22 protein-coding genes and 1 tRNA gene are annotated in these 18,570 nt (G+C 32.0%); 5 read left to right on the top strand and 18 right to left on the bottom strand.

Annotated features, from left to right (window positions below; translation table 11 throughout):
* The first annotated feature begins 49 nt into the window (after positions 1-49).
* The 4 genes from GMA17_RS10440 to GMA17_RS10425 all read left to right on the top strand — a co-directional run bounded on the left by GMA17_RS10440 (position 50) and on the right by GMA17_RS10425 (position 1,907).
* The gene (locus GMA17_RS10440; protein ID WP_248395810.1) at positions 50-307 is read left to right on the top strand and encodes a GIY-YIG nuclease family protein; all 258 of its coding nucleotides are present in this window, start codon (positions 50-52) and stop codon (positions 305-307) included.
* 1 nt (position 308) lies between these two features.
* Positions 309-382: transfer RNA gene (locus GMA17_RS10435), tRNA-Arg, on the top strand.
* A 185-nt stretch (positions 383-567) separates the two neighbouring features.
* Positions 568-1,410 carry a zinc-dependent peptidase gene (locus GMA17_RS10430; protein WP_248395808.1) on the top strand — a complete coding sequence of 281 codons (843 nt, stop codon included), beginning with the start codon at positions 568-570 and terminating at the stop codon, positions 1,408-1,410.
* A gap of 77 nt (positions 1,411-1,487) precedes the next feature.
* Positions 1,488-1,907, top strand: coding sequence for a CBS domain-containing protein (locus GMA17_RS10425; RefSeq protein ID WP_248395806.1), 420 nt, complete (start codon positions 1,488-1,490; stop codon positions 1,905-1,907).
* 71 nt (positions 1,908-1,978) lie between these two features.
* On the opposite strand, the gene rpe is transcribed toward GMA17_RS10425, so the two are convergent.
* The 13 genes from rpe to GMA17_RS10360 all read right to left on the bottom strand — a co-directional run bounded on the left by rpe (position 1,979) and on the right by GMA17_RS10360 (position 14,067).
* Entirely contained in the window at positions 1,979-2,641 is a 663-nt protein-coding gene (rpe, locus tag GMA17_RS10420) for a ribulose-phosphate 3-epimerase (protein ID WP_248395803.1), read from the bottom strand.
* A 300-nt stretch (positions 2,642-2,941) separates the two neighbouring features.
* The gene (locus GMA17_RS10415; RefSeq protein ID WP_092205627.1) at positions 2,942-3,805 is read right to left on the bottom strand and encodes an RNA polymerase sigma factor RpoD/SigA; all 864 of its coding nucleotides are present in this window, start codon (positions 3,803-3,805) and stop codon (positions 2,942-2,944) included.
* A 320-nt stretch (positions 3,806-4,125) separates the two neighbouring features.
* Positions 4,126-5,589, bottom strand: coding sequence for a potassium/proton antiporter (locus tag GMA17_RS10410; protein WP_248395800.1), 1,464 nt, complete (start codon positions 5,587-5,589; stop codon positions 4,126-4,128).
* A 464-nt stretch (positions 5,590-6,053) separates the two neighbouring features.
* Positions 6,054-6,359 (bottom strand): type II toxin-antitoxin system RelE/ParE family toxin, encoded by a 306-nt coding sequence (locus GMA17_RS10405; RefSeq protein WP_248395797.1) that lies wholly within the window; start codon positions 6,357-6,359, stop codon positions 6,054-6,056.
* Complete coding sequence (locus GMA17_RS10400; protein ID WP_248395794.1) at positions 6,359-6,577, bottom strand: hypothetical protein; 219 nt, start codon at positions 6,575-6,577, stop codon at positions 6,359-6,361. Before GMA17_RS10400 ends, GMA17_RS10405 begins: the two co-directional genes overlap by 1 nt.
* 201 nt (positions 6,578-6,778) lie before the next feature.
* Positions 6,779-7,744, bottom strand: a complete 966-nt coding sequence (locus GMA17_RS10395; RefSeq protein WP_248395765.1) for a restriction endonuclease — start codon at positions 7,742-7,744, stop codon at positions 6,779-6,781.
* A gap of 222 nt (positions 7,745-7,966) precedes the next feature.
* A complete protein-coding gene (locus GMA17_RS10390; protein ID WP_248395792.1) occupies positions 7,967-9,025 on the bottom strand; it encodes a PIN domain-containing protein in 1,059 nt (352 codons plus the stop codon).
* Positions 9,026-9,154: 129 nt separating this feature from the next.
* Positions 9,155-9,940, bottom strand: coding sequence for a DUF4304 domain-containing protein (locus tag GMA17_RS10385; RefSeq protein WP_248395790.1), 786 nt, complete (start codon positions 9,938-9,940; stop codon positions 9,155-9,157).
* A gap of 165 nt (positions 9,941-10,105) precedes the next feature.
* On the bottom strand, positions 10,106-10,573 hold the full coding sequence (locus tag GMA17_RS10380) for a DUF695 domain-containing protein (protein WP_248395788.1): 468 nt from the start codon (positions 10,571-10,573) through the stop codon (positions 10,106-10,108).
* A 160-nt stretch (positions 10,574-10,733) separates the two neighbouring features.
* Positions 10,734-11,300 (bottom strand): hypothetical protein, encoded by a 567-nt coding sequence (locus GMA17_RS10375; RefSeq protein WP_248395786.1) that lies wholly within the window; start codon positions 11,298-11,300, stop codon positions 10,734-10,736.
* 159 nt (positions 11,301-11,459) lie between these two features.
* Positions 11,460-12,254, bottom strand: a complete 795-nt coding sequence (locus tag GMA17_RS10370) for a cation transporter (protein WP_167919739.1) — start codon at positions 12,252-12,254, stop codon at positions 11,460-11,462.
* A gap of 590 nt (positions 12,255-12,844) precedes the next feature.
* Entirely contained in the window at positions 12,845-13,249 is a 405-nt protein-coding gene (locus GMA17_RS10365; protein WP_248395782.1) for a hypothetical protein, read from the bottom strand.
* A 161-nt stretch (positions 13,250-13,410) separates the two neighbouring features.
* Complete coding sequence (locus GMA17_RS10360; RefSeq protein WP_248395780.1) at positions 13,411-14,067, bottom strand: hypothetical protein; 657 nt, start codon at positions 14,065-14,067, stop codon at positions 13,411-13,413.
* A 154-nt stretch (positions 14,068-14,221) separates the two neighbouring features.
* On the opposite strand from GMA17_RS10360, the gene GMA17_RS10355 reads away from it, so the two are divergent.
* Positions 14,222-14,851, top strand: a complete 630-nt coding sequence (locus tag GMA17_RS10355) for a hypothetical protein (protein WP_248395777.1) — start codon at positions 14,222-14,224, stop codon at positions 14,849-14,851.
* A 224-nt stretch (positions 14,852-15,075) separates the two neighbouring features.
* Here the strand turns inward: GMA17_RS10355 and GMA17_RS10350 are convergent, their stop codons facing one another.
* From GMA17_RS10350 to GMA17_RS10330, 5 genes are all read right to left on the bottom strand, one after another.
* On the bottom strand, positions 15,076-15,660 hold the full coding sequence (locus GMA17_RS10350; protein ID WP_248395776.1) for a TIR domain-containing protein: 585 nt from the start codon (positions 15,658-15,660) through the stop codon (positions 15,076-15,078).
* A gap of 1 nt (position 15,661) precedes the next feature.
* Positions 15,662-16,060, bottom strand: coding sequence for a hypothetical protein (locus GMA17_RS10345; RefSeq protein ID WP_248395774.1), 399 nt, complete (start codon positions 16,058-16,060; stop codon positions 15,662-15,664).
* A 3-nt stretch (positions 16,061-16,063) separates the two neighbouring features.
* Positions 16,064-16,630 carry a TIR domain-containing protein gene (locus tag GMA17_RS10340; protein WP_248395773.1) on the bottom strand — a complete coding sequence of 189 codons (567 nt, stop codon included), beginning with the start codon at positions 16,628-16,630 and terminating at the stop codon, positions 16,064-16,066.
* Between the two features lie 163 nt (positions 16,631-16,793).
* Positions 16,794-17,597 (bottom strand): hypothetical protein, encoded by an 804-nt coding sequence (locus GMA17_RS10335; RefSeq protein ID WP_248395771.1) that lies wholly within the window; start codon positions 17,595-17,597, stop codon positions 16,794-16,796.
* The gene (locus GMA17_RS10330; protein WP_248395769.1) at positions 17,594-18,319 is read right to left on the bottom strand and encodes a hypothetical protein; all 726 of its coding nucleotides are present in this window, start codon (positions 18,317-18,319) and stop codon (positions 17,594-17,596) included. Before GMA17_RS10330 ends, GMA17_RS10335 begins: the two co-directional genes overlap by 4 nt.
* Positions 18,320-18,570: the final 251 nt, after the last annotated feature.

The following is an 18,570-nucleotide window of genomic DNA, read 5'->3' as shown; positions in this document are numbered from 1 at the left end:
ACTGGATACCTGCCTGCCAGCAGGCAGGGAATATCAAATTTAGGCAATTATGTTTTATACATATGTTTTAAAGAGCGAAGTAGATGGAAGACGCTATAAAGGTCACACGGATAATATAGCTAGTAGACTGTTGGAACATAATTCTGGTAAAACCAAGTCTACAAAGGGTTATATTCCTTGGGAATTAGTATATTTCGAATCTTTCAAGACAAGGGAAGAAGCCATAGAAAGAGAACGGTTTTTTAAAACTGGTGTTGGAAGAGAATTTATAAAAAATAAGATAAAAGCAAATAATAGTAACAAATAATGGCCTCGTAGTTCAACTGGATAGAATATCAGATTTCGGCTCTGATGGTTGGAGGTTCGAACCCTCTCGAGGTCACTACGATAAAACCGCACTTTAAATCAAGTTTTCTTGAGATTATGGGTGTGGTTTTTGTTTTTATAACCATCTACTTGAGCATATGTAATAGTATTATGTAGATATTTAAACCTCTATAAATAGTTGCGCATTATTTGTATATTGAAATACCTAAATTTATAAACCTACAATCCCAAGAACCATTTATGTTTAAGCCTGACGAAATTCCTTTGTTTTATGTTGTCATGGCAATTTTCCTAGTGGTTGTGCTTTCCTCATTTGTATTTTATGCCCTTATTAATATGATTGATATAGGGTATGTTTTAATCAAACGGAAACCACTATATCGCTATTTGGTACCACCATACAGAAAGCTTTCTGCTAGTCAACAACAGCTTTTACAATCGGAATTCCGGTTTTATCAACGCTTATCTGAAAAGGAAAAACGGGTGTTTCATCACCGATTGGCATTCTTCATAAAATCGAAACAATTTGTGAGTCGTGATAATTTAGATCTCACGGACGAAATGATTGTCATGACATCGGCAACAGCTATAATGCTTACATTCGGTTTTAGGGATTACAGTTTAAAAATGATTAAGCGTATCATTATTTATCCTTCGGCTTACTATTCAGAAACCAATGACGCCCATCATAAAGGTGAGTTTAACCCCAGGATGCAGGCGCTAGTTTTATCCTGGGAGCATTTTGTAGAAGGCTACTCGGTTTCCAATGATAATCTTAATTTAGGTATTCATGAATTTGCACATGCTATCCATTTCAATAGTTTAAAAAACAGAGATGCTAGTTCCACCATTTTTGCGGACACTTTTAAAGAATTAGCAAACGTATTAGCTGAAGAAACCGAGTTGCGACAGCGCTTATTGAACTCCGGATATATCCGAAATTACGCGTATACCAATGCCTTCGAATTTGTTGCGGTTATTATTGAAACCTTTATTGAAACACCAAAAGAGTTTCGTTCTCAATTCCCGAGAGTATATGCTAAAACCAAACAAATGCTTAATTTTAATTTCGAAGGTTATTAATCCTTTTAGCTGATTTTTATCATATTTATTGCTGTTTATCTTGCGTACTTTTAGTAAACAATTTAAAATCAAGTACTATGAAAAAACGCACACCAGTTTCCGAAATCATGACTAAAACAGTCATTACATTAAATCACACCGATGAGTTAGAAACAGCTGAAAGGCTGTTTAAAACTAAAAAAATACGTCATATTCCTGTGGTTAGTGGTGATGCCATTAAAGGTATGTTAAGCTATACCGATTTATTGCGTATTAGTTTTGCAGATGCCGTAGATGAAGAAGATGATTCTGTAGATACAGTGGTTTACAATATGTTTACTATTGAGCAGGTCATGGCTAAAAATTTAGTCAGTGTACCTTCCACAACAACTATAAAAGAAGTAGCTGAAATTTTAGCAGTTAAAGAATTCCACGCTTTACCAGTTGTAGACCATGATAAACTAGTAGGTATTGTTACCACAACCGACCTAATAAACTATTTAATAGAACAATTTTAAACTAACTAACTAATTATTTAAAAACGAAAAAGCTCCGAAAGGAGCTTTTTTATGCGTTTACACGTATTTTTTTATCCGTTAGCAAGTGCTTTAAGCTTCTTAATTGTTTCAGTAGGATTATCACTTTTAAAAACATGACTTCCGGCAACAAAAGCATCAGCACCAGCTGCAACCAATTGCTTGATGTTATTATCCGTAACGCCACCATCTATTTCAATACGTGTATTTAAACCTTGCTCATCTATCATTTGGCGTAATTTCTTAATCCTATTGTAGGTAATATCTTCAAACTTCTGACCTCCAAAACCTGGATTTATAGACATTAATAATACCATATAACATTTTGGCAATATGTCTTCCAGCACATTAATAGGTGTTGTTAAATTTAATACCACACCCGCTTTACAGCCAGCATCTTCAATTTGGGTTAAGGTTCGGTGTAAATGCACCGTAGATTCGTAATGAACTGTAATAATATCCGCACCAACTTTAGCAAATTCTTCAATGTAGCGTTCCGGTTTCTCAATCATTAAATGGACGTCTAATGGCTTGGTAGCGTGCTTTTTTATTGCTTGAATAATAGGGAAGCCGTAAGAAATATTCGGTACAAAATGACCATCCATGACATCTATATGAAACCAATCGGCATCACTATTATTAACCATTTCAGTATCACGTTGTAAGTTGCCAAAATCGGCAGCAAGCATAGAAGGTGCTATTACTTTTGCGTTCATTATGTGTTGTTTTGATATTTCGGTAAAGGTAATAAAGTCTTTTAAAAGTCCTTCCTTTTCAAATAGTATTTAGGGGTAGACTCAAAATTTTTCCTTTGGGGAAATGGAAATATAATATAAAAAATGAACCCAGAGTAATCAGCTCTGGGTTCTTTCATCAATCAAAAAACGAACAGTTATGTTGTAACTGTTTGTTACTGTAAAATTCCAATATGTAAAATTCCAAAACCTAATTTCTTGGTTATCGACGGCCTATAAGGCAGACAGGGATTTCTGTTTTCACATATTGGAATTTAAAACTTATCCTAAATAAGTTTTCAATATTTTGCTTCTAGACGTATGTTTCAATCTACGAATAGCTTTTTCTTTAATTTGTCTTACACGTTCACGCGTTAAGTCAAAGGTTTCACCAATTTCTTCTAACGTCATTGGGTGTTGGTTTCCTAAACCAAAGTATAACCGAATTACGTCCGCTTCACGAGGTGTTAAGGTTTCCAAAGCACGTTCAATTTCTGTACGTAAGGATTCATGTAATAAATCACGATCTGGATTTGGCGATTCACCAGAATTTAATACATCATATAAGTTACTATCTTCACCTTCAACTAAAGGCGCATCCATACTTACGTGACGCCCTGAATTTTTCATAGACTCCTTAACATCGTTAATGGTCATGTCCAATTCTTTGGCAATTTCCTCGGCACTTGGTGGGCGCTCATGCGCTTGCTCCAAGAAAGCAAAGGTTTTATTAATCTTGTTAATAGATCCAATTTTGTTTAACGGTAAACGCACAATACGTGATTGCTCCGCTAAAGCTTGTAGGATAGATTGACGAATCCACCAAACAGCGTACGAAATAAATTTAAAACCACGCGTTTCATCAAAACGTTGAGCCGCTTTAATAAGGCCTAAATTTCCTTCATTAATTAAATCTGGCAACGTTAAACCTTGGTTTTGGTATTGCTTAGCCACCGAAACTACAAAACGTAAATTAGCTTTGGTTAACTTTTCTAAAGCCACCTGATCACCCGCTTTTATGCGCTGTGCTAATTCTACTTCCTCGTCTGCGGTAATTAAGTCAACTTTTCCTATTTCTTGAAGATATTTGTCTAACGAAGCAGTTTCTCTATTCGTAACCTGCTTGGTAATTTTAAGTTGTCTCATGTACGTTCTTTCTCTAATTAAATTGTGCGAACAACGTGTTCTATATAGTTATACGTACGCAAAGCAGTTTTTGTTACAAAAAGGTACTATTATTTTTTTGGGCGTTCCTTTTTACGCTAAAAAATGCCGTTTCCAACATTAAATTAGGGATTTGGCGTAAAAAGTCAGGCTGTCCATTATATCTCTTTTTACGTATAGACGTAAAAAAAGGATGCCATTGCCATCCTTAACGCGCTTACGGCTAGCCATAAAATTTAACACTTCAATAGTTAGCAAGTTGAGATGCTAAAATGTCAATAATATAGATTGATCTAAAGAATTCATTGTGATTTCAGATTTCTGTAAACTTCATCAAAAATTTTGGGTTTATCTGCTAAAACAATAAGAATGTCTTTTGTCTCAATTTTTGTTAATCCGTTTGGAATAATATAGCTGTCATCTCTTTTAATCATTGCAATAATTGCGTTTTTAGGGAAGCCTAATTCAACTATTTTCTTGTTAACAGCATAACAGTCTGATGTTATTTGTAATTCTTTCATTTCCGCTTTGGGGTTTTCCGCCAATAGCATATCCGTGGTAGTCAGTTTTTTTTGCTTTTCTGGTATGCCTACACCCAACCATTTTGCAACAATAGAAAGTGTAGTTCCCTGAATTAAAATAGACGTAACAGAAATAAAAAATACAATGTTAAAAATCATATTGGCTTTATCAATTCCTGCCAAAAGTGGATAAGTTGCAAACACAATTGGTACCGCGCCACGCAAACCAACCCAAGAAATATAAAACCTTCTTTTCATTTTCATTTTGAAAAATATAAGACTGAGAAATACACCTATGGGTCGCGCAATAACTATAAGGAATAACGAGATCAAGAGTCCAATACCCATATACGGGATAATTTGTGAAGGGAAAACAAGCAAACCTAAAGTCAGGAATAGTACAATTTGCATTAGCCAAGCGAAACCATCAAACATTTTCATGATGGTTTTTTTATGTATTAAGTCTTGATTGCCTAAATAAACGGCACAAATGTAAATGGCAAGAAACCCATTGCCACCTATAAAATTAGTTGTAGAAAATGTAATAAACATCAAAGCAATAACTAAAACAGGGTAGAGGCCTTCAAAATCCAGTTTTATTTTGTTGATGATATATTTGCTTGATATTCCAAAGAGAATACCCGCAAGACCACCAAAAATCATTTGTTGAAAAAACAATGGAATTATAGATACAAAGCTTTGGTCTTGGTTAATAACCAAGGTTAAAAATGCAATTGTTAAAACATACGCCATTGGGTCGTTACTTCCACTTTCTAACTCTAAAGTGGGTCTTAAATTTGTTTTTAATGCTAGACTTTTTGATCTCAAAATAGAAAATACGGCAGCGGCATCTGTGGAAGATACGATGGAGCCTAATAATAAACTCTCATAAATAGTGAAATCAGTAATAAACCAAACAAATGAACCAAGCGAAACAGCAGTAAATAAGACGCCTAATGTAGAAAGGGCAATACCTTCACGAAGAATGGGTTTAACAGCTTTCCAATTGGTGTCCAGACCACCTGAAAATAAAATAAAATTAAGTGATACCATACCAATAAATTGAGCAAGTTTTGGGTCATCAAAACGAATACCTCCAATACCGTCAGAACCGGCTAACATTCCAATTGTTAAAAAGAGTAATAAAGTGGGTACTCCAAATTTATAGGAAGTTTTACCAGCAAGAACACTGATAAGAAGTAATAAAGAGCCAATTAAAAGTATATTATCTATGGTTAAATTCATTCATTTAGTGTTTAGACTTTAGGTGTAAAGATAATATTACAGAAATAAAAAGACGTTATTTTGGCCTGTAGATTTCTTGTTAATATGGCTTGTTCTGCCAACTGAAATCAAAGTTTTGAAATTTCATTGCATGGCAATCAATGTATAGAACTAATATTAAATAAATTTTAAAGAGCCGAAGTTTTGTAAATTAAAACCGTTTAAAAAAATCTGCATCCATTTTTGCCATATCCATGTTAAATTTACAGCAGTGTGTAAGAGGTCCGTTAAAAAAAAATGATAGGCAACATCAAACCAGAAGATTGGCTTAAAAAAGGATGCCATTGCCATTCTTAACGCATGAGCCCGGAACCTCGGAAAGTTCTTTTCATTTGAAAAGAAAAATAGGAATATTATGTATTCTAAAAATTAATGGGTTAAGTGTTTTTAATTTGGTTTATACGCATGTTGGGCTTTCGTACTTTTTAATCTATGTCTTTTTTTAACTTATCAGGATTTTGTCGTGTGTCAAAAATCGTAATTATTTCTATTTCTTTTCGTTCAGCTATTATTCTATAGAAAAATGTCGTTTGCTTTGTTACAACACATTTATAAAGATTTTTAAATTCCGATGATTTTGGACAACTATCAGGTTGATTTGATATTTGTTTAATTTTATCGTTTAGTTTTGAGATAAACTTGTCACGAGTTTTTAAGTTCCACTCATCCAATAAATATTCGGATAGCTTAAGAAGTTTTGATTCGGCAAGTTCGGATAAGAATACTTTCATTAAGAAATTTTCTTTAGGAATGACTCGTAGGAAACCCTTTTCCCTTTATCCAATTCCTCAATACCTTGTTTTATTTCAGATTGTTCAGATAAAGACAATTCGTCCCAAAAATCTACTTTTTCTTTTTTCACAAAGTCAGCTATTCTTTGGATGAAATCAGTATTTTCAGTCTCCAAAATTGTTTTGAGTAGTTCAAGTTTTGTTGTTTGAATATCCATTTAAAAATTTCTTTTAATCAAATGTACAAAAAATATGATTTAGTTCGATTTTTTGTCAGTATGAAGCCCAACGGTTTTGTATATGGTTTGTTGCGTGGATTAGCACGTAATTTAGCAAATAAAAACCGAATAGAAAATCCGCGAGGATTTTCGTAAGTAGGCTAGAACTAGCAATAAATTATATACGTTGTTAGCCACTGATTATTTACCGCTAAATTTTTTTGTCTTCGTATTGTAAGTTAATAAAGATTTCAATTTTTCAGATTCCCCTTTTTCATTTGTTGCGAAAAATGTTAATTCCTCATTTTTGTCTATTATAATATCACTTTTTATATTTCCTCCAACGTCTATTGTTATAGATTTTGTAATATCATTTTCTTTTGAACCTTTAACAATTCTCCCGCTTAAAATTGTAGCATCTCTTTTCACGAATTTTCCATATACACTTGATGTTAATCCAAAAAGTTTGATTTTTTCGATATCTGTCGATTTTATATAATAATCATTAAAGTCAAGTTTGAATTGTATAGGGAAAGATTCGTCTTTTTCCGTTTCTTCCAATTTTATCCATTCAACAATAGCAAGGTTCATAATTACCCTTTTATTATTTTCAATAGCCTCAATTAAAAGCGTTTCTATTTTAATAGGTTCATTAATGTTCTCTCTGTAAACAATTCCATTAAACTCTTTTAAAATAGTATCTAATATTTCCTGTGTAGTATCTAAATATAGAGTTGGTGCGATAAATTTTGACTCAATTTGAAGTCCCATTTGTTTTATTGGAAACCAACTTTGAATATCTTCTTTTTTGAGTTTATTTGCGGTATGTAATTCAATTCCGTAATATTTTGCTGAATTTATTGCGTCAGCTTGATATCCGTTTGTACTAACAAAAACTTTCTTATTAATTTGTTTAATCCTATCACATTTCGATTCGAATGCTTCAATTTCTTTAACAGGAACTTTTTTATTATAATCTTTACATTCAATCGCAATCTTAATTTCAAAATCATTTATTGAGGAAACGATTAATATGTCAATTTCTCGCTTCTGACCGCTTTCGTTTTCGATTTTATAATTATTAAAAATTTTTGTGTTTTCAGAATCTTTTAAAGTCTCTTGGATAAGTCGGATAGTTTTTTCTAACGATTTTCCATTGTTCTTCATAGTTTCTGGTAATTTGTGGCTAACGGTCTTGTATATGGCTTGTAGCGTGTAAATTAGCGATTATTTTTCGGTTGAGCACAAGCCAGATTTTTAAATTTTACTATTTGTCTTTTTTATTGGAAAGTCGTCAAATTTAAAAATTTGGCGACTTTCCAAATATGCCTTAACTTCGATTAAGTAACAAATTAGCTATGAGCTATATACGTTGTTGCCACCAGTTTTTTATTCCGTAATTACATCAGTTATTTCAAAATTTTCTGGTGTTCCTTCTTTTTCTATTGTGAAATTAAAAAAGATTTTTATTTCAATATTTCGTTCCCCTACGAACGGAAACTTTTCATCTCCTTTGTCTCTGACGGAATTGTAACTATATCCTTGAATTTCCGCATTTACATTTAATGTACCAGAAACGATTGCATAATCGCTGACAATTTCTACTTCAACATCGCTACAATCATACCATTCTATATCGCCAATATCCAAATATCCTCCCATTGAAATTAGATATCCTTCCTCAAATAAACTGTCAGGGTCAATTCTGTCAGTTAAGTTGTATATTTTATCGGTAATTGAATCTCCTTCATTCTCCCATAATAAGTCAAAAACATATTTGTCACTAAAATCAATCTGTTCAATCCATTCTTTAAATTCTTTTTCAGGCTTATCTAAATATTCGGAATTGGCTTGATTAAACGTTTGAAAAGAATTAAAAATTTGAAACTTGTCACAATCTTTTTTAAGTTCATCGTGAAGCTCGAAAATGTTGTTTTTTAGTTTTTTTAAATCACAGAAATCAGTGCAGTTTTTTGTCAATAAAAAGCAATTTTCTAATTTATTTTCATTGACATAATTTGAATAAGTTAACCATATTAGAGCATCTTTCAATTCAGTTTTCTTTTCGCTGAATGGTTTTTCTCTCTTGATGGCTCTTTCTAAAATTGGTTCTAAAAGGTCATTTTCGTATTCTAAAACGGTTATACGGTTGTATTTTGCCATTTCTTCATAAAATCTATCGAAATCCGTAAGACATTTTTCTTTGTCTGGAAGTTCGAACGGTTTGAAATAGCGTAAATTATTTTTGAGTGATGAATTGGTTTTTTTCAATTCAAACAGTTCTTTGGTCAGATTTTTTTCAAAATTGTGTCTTAATTCTTTGATAACAACACGACTCAAATATATTTTAGCTCTTCCGTTTATTGCAACATCTAATATTCTTGAATAATAATTGCCTTTCCAAAATGGATTAGGATATAGAATAGAAGTGTCTATAAAAATGTTCATTCAGTTTTTTTTCAAATTGGTGGCAACGGTTTTGTGTATGATTAGTGGCGTATTTAAGCACCTAATTTAGCAAATAAAAACCTAATAGAAAATCCGTGAGGATTTTCGTAAGTAAGCGATAACCAGCCATTAATTATACACGGTGTTAGCAACTGGCTTTATTTTTAATTTGTCTAATATATTCTTTTCGTTTTCGGCAAATATTTTGTCAATAGTTTCCCAATCTTTGTTTTCAACGAGTTTTTTTAATTCTTTCCAAGTCACTTGATTTAAACTGTCTGAACCAAATTCAATCTCGTTTTCTAAAATTTCAATTGCATTTATGTTTTTATGTTGCTTTAATTCCGAGAATAAAATCAAAAAATGAGAGTTTCTAATATCATTTCCACCACATTTTGTGTGATAAGGGAAAATATAAGGTTGACTCGTTATTTTTTTTGTCGAATTATATTTCTCAAAAAATGGAAGAACATTGTTTATTATTCTTTCCGTTAAATAGTCCGCCAAAATTAAATACTCTTTTGAAATCCTAAAATGATTCCTAATAGTTTTGTCAATTTCCTCAATTGGTTTTGAGCCTACTAAATAATATTCGTTAGTAAGTCCTTGCCAACAATAAGGCACTAATCCAATTCGGATTTCAATATCGTCTTTTGCTCCAGACCAACTTCCTCGATTATCAATATCAATAACTTCAAGTAAGTCATTTGTCAGTCGATAGTGTTTTCTACCTTTCTTTTTAAATCCGTATTCCTTTAGTTTTTCGCCAATTCTTTTATTCAGTTCATTGTAAGCTGATTTCCATTGCTCTTTTGGTAAACTTTTAAAAACCTTAATTTGCTCAAATTCCGATTTTTCAGATTCAGTATTTGAGCTCTGTCCTTTGGGTTTTCCGAAAATATTGAAAAATTTCATTGGCGTTTTTTTCAGCTTGTTGCTAACGGTCCCGTATAACCGTCAGTTACGGGATTAAAGATAATGTTTTTCGGTTAAGAACTGGCGTTAGCAATTCCGAGTGGATTCGGACGTAGTCGAATCCGCCGTAATTGCGGTTATACATTGTTACCTGCTGTACTTTTTTCATTCACGTTTTTTTAAATGCCATTCAGCTAATTTCCATTCCACGTCTTCATCAATTCGGTAGTCAAATTCACGAGGATATTCATTCCGCTCAATTAAGTCATTCAGAAACTCATTTGTAATTTCTGGGTCAAAAATTCGCCAAATCAGTTCTCGTGATTCATTCCACGTAATTCTTGCGAGAAAAAGTCCGTTTGGTTTTTCTTTGTCAGGTCCTTTTATTTTTTCGTCCAAAAAGTCTCCAAATTCGTCTAATATTTTTACTTCCGCTTTTGATGGCATTCCATTTTCGATAAGCTCTTTACAATTCAGCATTACCGAACAATGCCAAGAGAAGACTTCTTTTGGTTCAAAGTCCGCTAAATTTTTATTCACGACTGCAATTCCTGGAAGTTCTTCTTGTTGGAATTTCAGAATCTTATAATATTCATCTGGTATTATTACTCTAAATTCTTTGTCTTTCTCCATTCGGTTTTTTAGTATTGCAGGTAACGGTCTCGTATAACCGTCAGTTACGGGTTAAAGTACGCAAATTTTTCGGTTTAGCACTGACGTTAGCAATTCCGAGTGGATTCGGACGTAGTCGAATCCGCCGTAATTGCGGTTATACATTGTTGTGCACTGGCTTTTATTTTTTTAGTTCGTTCCGATATAATTCCGCTAACGTTTTACGTTTAGTTTCATTTTTTAAAATATTCTGTAACCACATTTGAGGTTGGTCAGTCGCATTTCCATATTCTCGGTCTTTATATTCTTTAAATTCCGAAAATTCAAGCCAATTTAAATTATGAATATGCTGAAGTGAATAAACAGCCATTTCTCCATTCGTTGCTCCAAAAAATGGGCAAGTATGGACTTTCGTTTTCGTTGTGTCAGAAAGTTTAGAGATAAGAAATTCAGTCAACTCCGTTTTATCATTTTCCGCAAACTTTTTCCATTCCGTTTCGCTAAAAACCATAGTAGGAATTTCTCTCTTTTTATCTGTGACATATTGTGTTCCTCCTAAACAACCTCCTTTTTCAAAAACCATAAAATTCCACTGTTCCGCAATTGAGTCGGTTTGTTGTAATTCCATTTGAGGAATTTCTTCAATCAATTCAGCCGTTTCGTTTTTCAATTCAGATTTCGTTTCTGTTTGGTTTTTACAAGAAACTAAAGTTAAAATCAGAAGCAATATTTTTAAAGGATTTCTCATTTTTCAGCTTGTGCACAACGGTTTTGTGTATGATTAGTGGCGTGTTTAAGCACCTAATTTAGCAAATAAAAACCGAATAGAAAATCCGCGAGGATTTTCGTAAGTAGGCGAGAACCAGCCATTAATTATACACGTTGTTGTAAGTAGTGCTTTTTTAGTTCACTTACTTAATTTCAAAATCCGAAATGCTCCTTGAATTACCAATGCAAAAACAATTGTTCCAATAATCAAATCAGGTTTATTAGAACTCAAATAATGCACTAAAATTCCTGCAATAATTACTCCCAAATTGATAATCACGTCATTCGAAGTGAAAATCATACTCGCTTTCATATGTGCTTCTTCTTTGCTCTTTGACTTTTGCAAAATATAAAGACAAATTCCGTTTGCAATAAGTGCAAAAATCGAAACTATAATCATTGTTGAAAAATCGGGAAGTTTCTCGTTTCCGAAAAATCTTCTCAAGACTTCTACAAATCCAATAATCGCAAGTATTATTTGAAAATATCCAGCAAGTTTGGCAATCCGTTTTTTCTTTATTACTGTTCCGCCAACCGCAAACAAACTAATTCCGTACACAAAACTGTCCGCAAGCATATCTAAACTATCGGCAACAAGTCCCATAGATTTTGAGATAATTCCTGTTGTCATTTCAATAATGAAAAAAGCAAAATTTATGGCAAGTACAGACCAAAGTAGTTTTTTCTGATTTTCGTTTTCTTTAAATTCCGTTTGGTCGGTTTGTTCCGTTGAGATTTTTTTTCCACCTAAATTCAATTCGATAACGGACTTTTCGATTTGGTCAATTTCTCCGCTGTGAAAAACGGTCAATTTTCGATTCGGAATATCAAAGTCCAAATTCGCAATGCTTGAAATTCCGTCCAATTTCATTCGGATAAGATTTTCCTCTGAAGGACAATCCATTTTGGTAATTTCAAATATTGTTTTATTCACTTGGTTTCTGGGTTTTTCGGCATTACTTACAACGTTTTTGTATAAAGAAAGTTGCGTTTTTGTGCGCGAGGATTTTCCGTAGGAAAATCAGAAGCAAGCAAAAAAGCAACACACTTTAATTAAGCACAAAATAGCAATTTTTTTTATACGGTGTTGCAAGTAGTAGTTTTTTTGTTCCGATTACTTTTATTTATCTTTAATCTGCTAACTTTTTCTAATTCCGTTTGAGTGGAAATTCCGTTTGAGTAAGAAATTCCGTTTTGAGTAAGAAATTCCGTTTTGAGTGAGATTCCGTTTTGAATGAGATTCCGTTTGAGTAAGAAATTCCGTTTGAGTAAGAAATTCCGTTCGAGTAGAAAATCGGTAGAGTAAATTCAGCGTAATATTTGTTAAAAATCAGATTTATTTTATTTACGAATTGTTTGCGTTTGAGTGATTTCCGCTATTACTTGCAACGGTTTCGTGTATGAAAAGTGCGGGTTTGTGTCAGAGGATTTTCGGAACGAAAATCGGAAGAAAGCAAACACGCACTTTTCTTTGGTTAAGCACTAAAATAAGCATTTTTTATACACAGTGTTGTAAAACGTTTTTTATTCAAGTTCGTTTATATACTTATTTTCAGAATAATATTTTTCATTCCGCTTAAATTTGCCGAAATCCAATTTCATTAATGTGTCTAGATCTTTCCTTTTGATATTTATTAATAAAGATTTTCTTTTTTTTGATATCGTATCTCCAACTTTGAAAAAATCAAAAAAATCTGAACTTTGAAAAATAAAGTCTTTTTTGTAGTCACCAAAAATTTCATTTCGAATAATTATAATTGGTGTTGCGTGATTTTGTTTGTCAATATATTTGTCAATAATTATTCCTTCATATTTATAGTGATATTCATCATAAACAACTTTATCAAAAGATTCTTTTGGAGTCAGATTGTCGCAGGAATTTAGTCCGAATGTTAGTAAAATTAATAAAAAGGCAAGTTTATTATTCAAACTAATGGGTGTTTTTCAAATGTTTTACAACGTGTTTGTGTATGATTTCGTTGTGTGTTTAAGCACTAAAGTTAGCAAATAAATCACAGATAGAAAGTCCGAGAGGACTTTCGTAAGTAGGCTATAACCAGCAATGAATTATACACGGTGTTGTGCGTTCGTTATTTATTTCCGGACATTAATTTAGCAATTTCATTTGCATTATTAATTTCCATTTCTTTTAAAATTTTACTAATTCGGTTTTCCAACTTGATTTGGTTTTTCCGACTTGTTTTGATTTCAGACAAAAGCTCTTGTTCTGAAAACTTATGTTTTTCCGATATATCTTTAAAGTCTTCTAAATTGTAATCCGTGTAATCGGATATCGCAATATAATTATCAGTTCTTTTGTAGAAAATCCAAGGATGTCCAATCCATAATTGAGTCCATTTATTCAATTCTGCATTTCCAACTTCTTCCCAATTCTGAATATCAGATATATCTCCACAACAAGTTGGTTCAATTATTATTTTTTCATTTTCTGAAACTACAATTCCGCCAATTATTTGTCCAACATATTCTTGGAAGTCAGACAAATCAACGTCTTTAAGTTCTTTTTTAATAATAGTCTTTAATTCAGATTCTCCAATTTTATTTATATCAACTAAATACGAGCCAAGTTCAATCGGTTGTAAGTTTTGTAAATTACTATCAGAAATACATTTATACCAGAAATCACTCCACGCTTTTGGGTTTTCAACTTTCGAAACAGAAGGCGATTCATATTCGTTTTCCGTATAATCCCAAGGTTCGATTTCGATTGTATTTAATAATTTCATTCTGATTTCAGAGGTTGGTTTTAATGACGCACAACGTACTTGTGTATGGTGTGTAGCGTTAAGAAAAACGGAAATTTGAATTAAAAACGAAATAAATAATTATTAATTTTTGTGCGGTGGCAAATTGCTGAGGCACGAAGCAAAACAAATAACAATGAGAACAATAAAATTAGAAACCTCTTTAGGAAATACAATAAGTAAGGTTGCTGAAAATGCAAAATTAAAAGCTATTGAAGAAAACGCAATAGTAGAATTTGATTTTAATGAAATAGTATGCAAAGTTTCTGCAAATACTAATACAGAACATTTAGTTAGAGATTATATGAATGCTCATTTAATGGATTGGAAAGCGATAGGTTATAATTGTTTTAAAGAATACCCAACAGCCATTAAAAAACAAATTGCTGATAAACAGCAAGAACGTAAGCTGAAACACGATAAAGAAATGAAGGCTTATAGAAAAAAAGAAGCCGAAGATAAAAAAGAGTTTCAAAAACATATTGAAGGCGTTGATTTTAAGGTTAAAGACCAAAAAGCCTATGATGATTGGAAATCAAAAAACACAGATGGTTATGGTGCTGTTATTTTTGAATACGCTGAAAATTGGGCTAAAATGTTACAAACTAAATTAGAAACAAAACCACTAATTGAGCTTATTGAAGATTTTGATTTACAACCAAATTATTTAGGAATTTCTGGATTTCAACACGGTGCATCAAAACAGATTTTAAGAGAGTGTTGGTTTTACGGTAACGAGCTAAAAAAAGCGGTGGAAAAAAATTAATAATTATGGGCAAAAATGCAATGACTTATGCATTAGGCACAAGCCAAGCTATACACTATACACAGTGTTAGCAAATCGTTTTAATGTTTGCTAACGGTTTTGTGTATGATTAGTGGCGTGTTTAAGCACCTAATTTAGCAAATAAAAACCTAATAGAAAATCCGCGAGGATTTTCGTAAGCAAGCTCGAACTAGCCATTAATTATACACGTTGTTAGCTGCTGGTTATTTTATCCAAGTACCAAAGTTTTCATATCCTTTGTCCTTATTCCATAAATACGTTTTGTATAATTCAGAAAATTTTATAAATTCATTTTTCTTGGATGGTTTTGCTTTTGTCAGTTTAAAAGTCGACTTATTATCAACGGATGAATACTCAATCCATTTGCCATTTAAATATTCAAAAAAAGTAATATGAGTTCCAGAATCATTGTATCTATAACCTAAATAGCTAAAAGGGTTTTTTCCTGTGTTTTTTGTTTGCTTATTTTTATCTCTAATTCCATTGATGTGAACACCGATAATATGGTTGCCTCTAACAAAAGATTTGATAATTTCATATCTAACCCAAGGACGTTTGTATGTTTCAGTTCCAATTAAAACACAAGTGTTTGAGGTGTTTTTAAGTCCTGAATTAATCATTCGTTTTAGAGCAATAAAACCCTCTTTTTTCGCTTTTTCCCAAATTGAAGCATCAAAAAAACCTGCAACTTCTCTATTTGGTTTTGTAACCCAATGTTGCCTAACTACATTGGCTCTAAAAGATTTTACATCATCGTGATGAAAACTAAAAAATACTCTTTTGGCCATATTAATTAATTACAAACATTATTATTAAAGTTATTGCTACCAAACCTCCATAGAAAAATAATAGAGTTACCGAGAAGATTGAAGATAACCAAGAGTCTTTTCCTTTGTCGTATGGTTTCGCATTCATATCAAAATCTATATTTTCTTCTTCTTTGTTTTTAACAGAGTTATAAAGTCCTCTGTATTGCCTTTCAAGGCTTAAATAATACGCATCAAGCAACCAAAATATTGGTGTAGATACATAAGTGATTATTACATAACTTATATCTGAATCTTTGGCTGCAAAAGCAAATAATGCAGCTACTAAAGTAACTGACCAACCTTTAAGTAAAAAAGAATTTACATTCATTCTGGTTATTACCAATTGAATAAATTCTAAATGTTTTCTTTTATTTTCCATTGTTTATTCTTTTAGCCAATCGCTCAACCATTTATGTGAACCATCTGGATATATTATTCTAAAAATGTTATCATAAATCCCATCATTTCCACGAGTTACCGATTCGATATGTGGATAAATCTGAAGATATTCATTCCCATACCAAGAACCACTATTTTCCGATAGAGGTAATATGGCAAGATTATCTTTAGAAAATTTATATGTGTCTCCAATTCCTAATTCCCAATTACACCATTTTGAAATGACAGCATCGTTTGTAGCAAGTAAAATGAATTTGTCATTTGTAATAATTTTGGATTTAATCTTCACAGCAGTTACACCACTTGTTTTTTCAGGCATACTTTCGTCCATCCAATCGACATACACAGATACATTAATTGCTTTAAAAAAAGCTATTGCTTCTTTGATAAGGCTTTTATCTTTATGTGAATGAGAAAGAAAAATACCAATTTTAGATGCAGTCTTTAATTCAACTTTGGCTTCATTCAGAACTGTGTATAAGTTCTTCCCTCGAGAAGCAGTTCGATTTTCTGTCAGTGTTGTAAATGCTTGTTTTGTAAATATTGGCATAGTGTTGTTTTAACTTGCAGCTAACGGTCTTGTATATGAAAAGTAGCGGATTTTAAGCACTAAATTTTCGGATTATAACTGACCTTTAATTTGTTAATTTTCTTTCGTTTAAGCGATCAAACCGCTATTTTTTATATACGTTGTTCTACACAGTTATTATGCGCTATAATTTCGCAAGTTCTCTTTTAATTCTATTCATATTGATTTTTGCATTGACTATCGGTGATGTACTACCTTTTTGTAAAACAATGACTCCAATAGACTCCATTCGTTTTACTTGCTCGGTAGATAGAAGTGATGTTCCAACGTTACTCCAGTAAACAAATTTAATTCCGTTTTCATCTGCAAAAGCTTTTTGCTTAACGATTTGACTAAAGTATTTTAAAAATCGACTTTCTGAAAAGTTACTGTCTATGTTTTTAACTTCTATCAAAAATTTATTGTTGTTCTTTGAGGCAATTAAGTCAATTTCTACTTGCTTGTGTAAATAAAGGTCTTTGTTATTAAAACGGTTCTTTTTTATAAATTCTAACTGCTTAGACTGAACAAAGTCAGAGGTTTTATAGGAAGAGTTTAAGTTAATATTGTCTATGTTTTTTAATTTTAATAGTTCATTGAAGTGAAGTTCTTCTGCTAAAAATCCTTTTATGCTATTGAGGTTATTAGAATTTAATGTAGATAATTTTTGTCCAACCTTAATTAAATCATCTTTACCTCTTAAAGTATTAATATCTTCTAATATATTTTTAATTGCCGAATTTGAAATACGAGTTTCTCTACCTAAACCGTTTTTTACCAAAAACGTAGAATAAGAGGTAATAAGTTCATCAGCTGATTTTAGACTTAATAGTTTATATGAGTTTTTGGTAATTAGCTCAATTGTTTCACTAACAGCTTTACGAGCAGTAGCTCTTTGAGCCAAACTAATTTGAGAAACTAAAAACAATAATATTAGGTACTTTTTCATTCTTCAATTAGTTTGATATTAAATTCCTTTACCGTTTGTAATTTCATTAAGTCATTTTCAATGATAATTTCTATTTTTTTCTCGACTTCCTTATCTCTTGACGATGAAACTAACCCAATTCTTTCTGCTGGTCTTACAAAAACGGCAAAGAGAATAGCACCGACAAATAGCATCATAGGTATTGAAAAACAACCACAACCTTCTGTTTCTGGAATAAAACGAGAATTTTCTCTAATATTACCGCTAAATAATACCGCAATTAAAATAATTGCTACAATTATCACTAATAACAATTCAAGAAAAAAGACAAAAATAATATCAAATATACTTTCCCAAAGAAATGCCTCAAAGAATGACTGGTCAAGTCTTTCAACTATGGTTTTAGCAGATGCATTAATTTGTGATTGATTGATTTTGTCAAGCTCAAAATTTTGAAATTTATTACTTTTATTGCTCTCTAAATTGTTTTTCAAGCTGTTTAATTCGCTCAAGTAACTTGATTCTAATAAGTAATAGTTTTCGTATTGGGTAGTAAAATCGACATTATTTGTGTTATTTGGGTCGTCAATTTTTTGGTTAATTAAGTTTTCAAGAAATTCAGTTTTGTCTTCAATCAAGTCCTCTATAATTATTTCACTATCAACTGAATATTCAGTTTGGTCATCTCCACTACAGGATATAAATAGAACTAAGATTAAAAGGTTGACGAATGTTTTTTTCATAATTGTGTAGAACGGTAAGTGTATGAAATGGGCGAGTTTGCGTCCGAGGATTTTCCGCAGGAAAATCGGAAGGTAGCAAACGCACATTTACACTTGATTAGGGACTAAAGTAAGCATTTTTTATACACTATGTTGGCAACCGTTTATTTTTTAAAAACCAGGCGGTTGGATTGGGTATGAAGCCAGTCTGCAGTTTAAAATCGATTTTTTAGTTTTATTAAAGCGACAGAATTGAGCGCAACAGTGGTAAA

It is taken from the genome of Bizionia sp. M204 (assembly GCF_023205095.1).
GTDB lineage: Bacteria > Bacteroidota > Bacteroidia > Flavobacteriales > Flavobacteriaceae > Algorimicrobium > Algorimicrobium hallyeonense.
The sequence above is the reverse complement of the archived record's forward strand: the minus strand, read 5'-3'. Positions and strand labels throughout refer to the sequence as shown.

Bases quoted from the DNA above. Each gene is read 5' to 3' on its own strand.
- GMA17_RS10340 (WP_248395773.1), bottom strand. From the start codon at position 16,630: ATGCCAATATTTACAAAACAAGCATTTACAACACTGACAGAAAATCGA.
- GMA17_RS10430 (WP_248395808.1), top strand. From the start codon at position 568: ATGTTTAAGCCTGACGAAATTCCTTTGTTTTATGTTGTCATGGCAATT.
- GMA17_RS10345 (WP_248395774.1), bottom strand. From the start codon at position 16,060: ATGGAAAATAAAAGAAAACATTTAGAATTTATTCAATTGGTAATAACC.
- GMA17_RS10380 (WP_248395788.1), bottom strand. From the start codon at position 10,573: ATGGAGAAAGACAAAGAATTTAGAGTAATAATACCAGATGAATATTAT.
- rpe (WP_248395803.1), bottom strand. From the start codon at position 2,641: ATGAACGCAAAAGTAATAGCACCTTCTATGCTTGCTGCCGATTTTGGC.
- GMA17_RS10425 (WP_248395806.1), top strand. From the start codon at position 1,488: ATGAAAAAACGCACACCAGTTTCCGAAATCATGACTAAAACAGTCATT.
- GMA17_RS10355 (WP_248395777.1), top strand. From the start codon at position 14,222: ATGAGAACAATAAAATTAGAAACCTCTTTAGGAAATACAATAAGTAAG.
- GMA17_RS10415 (WP_092205627.1), bottom strand. From the start codon at position 3,805: ATGAGACAACTTAAAATTACCAAGCAGGTTACGAATAGAGAAACTGCT.
- GMA17_RS10395 (WP_248395765.1), bottom strand. From the start codon at position 7,744: ATGAAGAACAATGGAAAATCGTTAGAAAAAACTATCCGACTTATCCAA.
- GMA17_RS10360 (WP_248395780.1), bottom strand. From the start codon at position 14,067: ATGAAATTATTAAATACAATCGAAATCGAACCTTGGGATTATACGGAA.
- GMA17_RS10335 (WP_248395771.1), bottom strand. From the start codon at position 17,597: ATGAAAAAGTACCTAATATTATTGTTTTTAGTTTCTCAAATTAGTTTG.
- GMA17_RS10390 (WP_248395792.1), bottom strand. From the start codon at position 9,025: ATGAACATTTTTATAGACACTTCTATTCTATATCCTAATCCATTTTGG.
- GMA17_RS10400 (WP_248395794.1), bottom strand. From the start codon at position 6,577: ATGGATATTCAAACAACAAAACTTGAACTACTCAAAACAATTTTGGAG.
- GMA17_RS10410 (WP_248395800.1), bottom strand. From the start codon at position 5,589: ATGAATTTAACCATAGATAATATACTTTTAATTGGCTCTTTATTACTT.
- GMA17_RS10440 (WP_248395810.1), top strand. From the start codon at position 50: ATGTTTTATACATATGTTTTAAAGAGCGAAGTAGATGGAAGACGCTAT.
- GMA17_RS10385 (WP_248395790.1), bottom strand. From the start codon at position 9,940: ATGAAATTTTTCAATATTTTCGGAAAACCCAAAGGACAGAGCTCAAAT.
- GMA17_RS10350 (WP_248395776.1), bottom strand. From the start codon at position 15,660: ATGGCCAAAAGAGTATTTTTTAGTTTTCATCACGATGATGTAAAATCT.
- GMA17_RS10405 (WP_248395797.1), bottom strand. From the start codon at position 6,359: ATGAAAGTATTCTTATCCGAACTTGCCGAATCAAAACTTCTTAAGCTA.
- GMA17_RS10375 (WP_248395786.1), bottom strand. From the start codon at position 11,300: ATGAGAAATCCTTTAAAAATATTGCTTCTGATTTTAACTTTAGTTTCT.
- GMA17_RS10330 (WP_248395769.1), bottom strand. From the start codon at position 18,319: ATGAAAAAAACATTCGTCAACCTTTTAATCTTAGTTCTATTTATATCC.